This is a genomic window from Polaromonas sp., from assembly GCF_018780625.1.
GTDB lineage: Bacteria > Pseudomonadota > Gammaproteobacteria > Burkholderiales > Burkholderiaceae_C > Polaromonas.
Genome location: NZ_JADMJK010000196.1, coordinates 2,067 through 5,163 on the forward strand (window position 1 = coordinate 2,067; position 3,097 = coordinate 5,163).

Annotated in this window: 4 protein-coding genes; 2 read left to right on the plus strand and 2 right to left on the minus strand. The window is 65.6% G+C overall.

Annotation, left to right across the window (positions count from 1 at the left end; translation table 11 throughout):
• Positions 1-386, minus strand: a 386-nt coding sequence (locus tag IV091_RS14780; RefSeq protein WP_293470020.1) for a heme-binding protein, incomplete at its 3' end; no start/stop codon positions are given.
• 195 nt (positions 387-581) lie between these two features.
• On the opposite strand from IV091_RS14780, the gene IV091_RS14785 reads away from it, so the two are divergent.
• A complete protein-coding gene (locus IV091_RS14785) occupies positions 582-1,022 on the plus strand; it encodes a CBS domain-containing protein (RefSeq protein ID WP_293470021.1) in 441 nt (146 codons plus the stop codon).
• 12 nt (positions 1,023-1,034) lie between these two features.
• Here the strand turns inward: IV091_RS14785 and IV091_RS14790 are convergent, their stop codons facing one another.
• Positions 1,035-2,300, minus strand: coding sequence for an MFS transporter (locus tag IV091_RS14790; RefSeq protein WP_293470022.1), 1,266 nt, complete (start codon positions 2,298-2,300; stop codon positions 1,035-1,037).
• A gap of 199 nt (positions 2,301-2,499) precedes the next feature.
• Between IV091_RS14790 and IV091_RS14795 the strand changes: the two genes are divergently transcribed.
• On the plus strand, positions 2,500-3,003 hold the full coding sequence (locus IV091_RS14795) for a hypothetical protein (RefSeq protein WP_293470023.1): 504 nt from the start codon (positions 2,500-2,502) through the stop codon (positions 3,001-3,003).
• Positions 3,004-3,097 lie beyond the last annotated feature (94 nt).

Genomic DNA, 3,097 nt, shown 5'->3' on the forward strand with positions numbered 1-3,097 from the left:
CCGCCCACGGCCATGAAGCGGGGCAGGCTGCGCATGCCGCTCATGGGCCGCCCGGGCTGGGTTTCGGCGGAAAGCGCCAGCGTCGAGGTACGAAAACTCGCCGCGGTCCAGGCCTTGTTGGTGGCGACCTCCGGGGTATGCGCTCCGGCAAACCGGTCGCGCAAGACCACCTGGGGCAAGCCCGCGCGGTCCACCACGGCTACGGCGACCTGAAAGCCTTGCTTGCGGCACGACTCCAGCGCGGCACGCGCCGCCACCAATGCCGTTTCGGGGGTGAGCGAGGGGGTTTGGAAGACGGCGGCATCCTGGGCCTGGGCCGTCAGGGCAAACATGGAAAAGCTGGCGCCAGCGGTCAGCGTCAGGGCAGCTAGGGTGCTTCGGGACATGGGGACCTCCATTTTTTGCCCCAGTGTGCGGCACGGGCCGTGCCGACGCTTGCGCGAGATCAAGCGCTGGCGGGTTTGCGCGGGCGCTGCGGGCTGGCGGCGGCGGTGGTCCGCATCATCGCTTGCGGTGCCCGGGCGCGCTGGCTACCATGGGCGATGCATGTGCATATTCACATTCACACCGGAAGGCCCGCCATGAAATACATCGCCAACATCCTCAAGTCCAAGGCAGACCCCAGCGTGTACGCCATTGCGTCCACGGCGTCGATGTTTGATGCGCTCAAGCTGATGGCGGAGAAAAACATCGGCTCGCTGCTGGTCAAGGACGGCGAGGCGATTGTCGGCATCGTGACCGAGCGCGACTACGCCCGCAAGATCGTGCTGCTGGGCCGCACCTCGCCGCAAACGCCGGTCAGCGAGGTCATGAGCCGTTCGGTGATGTGCGTCACCCCGCTGCACACCACCGAGCAGTGCATGGCGCTGATGACGCAAAACCGGCTGCGCCACCTGCCCGTCATGGACGGCGGCAAACTGCAAGGCATGGTGTCGATTGGCGACCTGGTCAAGGACATCATTTCAGAGCAGCAGTTCATCATCGAGCAGCTGGAGCACTACATCACGGGGCAGCGGGATTGACGCTGGCCGGGCTCAGGGCATGCGCTGCGCCGGCGCCGGTCCGGGCAGCAACACAAACGCCAGCGCGCCAGCGGCCAGCAGCGCGGCAATGCTGGCCAGCACGGCGGTGAACGGGTCCGCGCCCTGGGCGCTGGCCACCGAGGCCACGATGCCGGTGAACCACTGCATGGCGGCCACGCCCAGAAACATCGCCATGGTGAACACCGCCATTGCGCGGCCGGTGATGGCGGCCGGGTAGGCGGCGCGCACGTCGGCGTACTGCAGCACCAAAAAGCCCGACAGGCCGCCAATCAGGATCGGGCCCAGCACGTCGATCAGCGGGTTGTGCGTCAGCGCAAACGCGGCAAACAGGCCGGCCATCAGCAGCGTGAAGCCCACGATCCAGCGGCGCCGGTGCAGCGGACCCGGGTCGAGCCGGCCAAACAGCGGCGGGCCCAGCAGCGAGGCCAGCGACATCACCAGCGCCACGTTGCCGCTTTGCACCAGGGTGAAATCGTGGCGCTGCATCAGCAGCGGCCCCAGCCAGAGCCCGCGCAGCGAAATGAACGAGGCATAGCCGACGCTGGCCAGCAGCACAATGCCCAGCGTGTGCGGCAGCATGAAGAGGGCGCCGAATTTGCCAATCGCCTGGCGCAGCGATTCCTTGCGGTGCGCCGTGCCGGCCAGGCTGAGGGGCGGCGCCGGTTCGTGCACCAGCGCCCAGATCAGCGCCCAGGCCAGCGCGGCGCACCCGCCCAGCACCCAAAAGCCCATGCGCCACGAGGTGGCCTCGATCAGCCAGGCCAGCGGCGTGCCGGTCAGCAGCATGCCAATGCCGCCCAGGCCCAGCGTGAGCCCGGAAATCGCGGCAAAGCGGTCGCTCGGCAGGTGCCGCGCAATAAATACGGTGCAGACCAGAAAGGCCGGCGCGCAGCCCACGCCGATCAGCACCTGGCCCAGCACCAGCATGGGGTAGCTGGTGGCCAGCGCCGACAAGGCCGAGCCGGCAATCGCTACCGGAAACGCCACCAGCACCGTGCGCCGCACGCCGTGCAGGTCAATGCCAATGCCCATGAACAGCTGCATGGCGCCAAAGGCAAAGTGAAAGGCGCCGGCAAACAGGCCCAGCGCTTGTGCGCTGAGGTGAAATTCGGCCTGCAGCGGCGCGGCCATGATGGCGGCCACGGTGCGCCAGGCCTGGCTGAGCGCAAACGCGGTGGTCAGCGCCAGCAGCATGACCCAGACCGAACGGGCGGGCGCGGCGTGGGCGGTGAGGGAGGTCGGGGCGGTGGATTTCATGGCGGGGTGTTGGCCTTGGAGGTTACACCGGTCGGGCGGCCGCCACTTGCCACGGCGGTGACACCGGGCGCTGCGGTCCCCGTGCTCAAGTGAAACGCCGTGTAATGGCGGTCAACAGGCGGCGTCTGCCTGTCGTTAAGTTCATGGTCGTCAGGAAATTATTCTGTAGGCGAATCTGAATCTAATTCACAGGAACACCATGAACAAATTACTCGCTACCTTGATCTCCGGTCTTTTTATCAGCGCTGCTTTTGCACAAGCGCCTGCAACACCGGCAACACCCGCCATCCCTGCAAGCCCTGCCGTGGTGAAAGCCGAAGCCAAGGCTGTCAGCGCCACCGCCGCTGCCACGACGTCCGAAGCCAAAGTGGACGCCAAGGCGGATGCCAAGGTGCAAAAAGCTGAATTGACCGCCACCGAAAAGAAAGCCGCTGCCAAGGCCAAGGCGGCAAAAGCCAAAGCCAAAGCCCGCGCCCAAGTGGCCAAGGCCAAAGCTGCCGACAAGGTGACTGCCCAGGCCAAGGCCGATACGGTCAACGTCAAAGCGGACGCAAAAGCCGACACGGCGATTGTCAATGCAACTGCCAAAGCCGACAAAGTCAAGGTCGATGCAAGCGCCGACAAGGCCGCTGCCAAGATCGAAACGTCTGCCGTGAAAGCCGAAGGCAAGGTTGACGTGAAAGCTGCGGGCGCCGTCAAGTAACCGGTTTTCAGACCCTCAAAAAAAAGACAGGCCTGGCCTGTCTTTTTTTATGTCCGCAGCACCACGCCTGGGCGTCAGAGCGTCAGTGCTGGTG

Coding starts and splice junctions, on each gene's coding strand:
- IV091_RS14785 (WP_293470021.1), top strand. CDS start 582: ATGAAATACATCGCCAACATCCTCAAGTCCAAGGCAGACCCCAGCGTG.
- IV091_RS14790 (WP_293470022.1), bottom strand. CDS start 2,300: ATGAAATCCACCGCCCCGACCTCCCTCACCGCCCACGCCGCGCCCGCC.
- IV091_RS14795 (WP_293470023.1), top strand. CDS start 2,500: ATGAACAAATTACTCGCTACCTTGATCTCCGGTCTTTTTATCAGCGCT.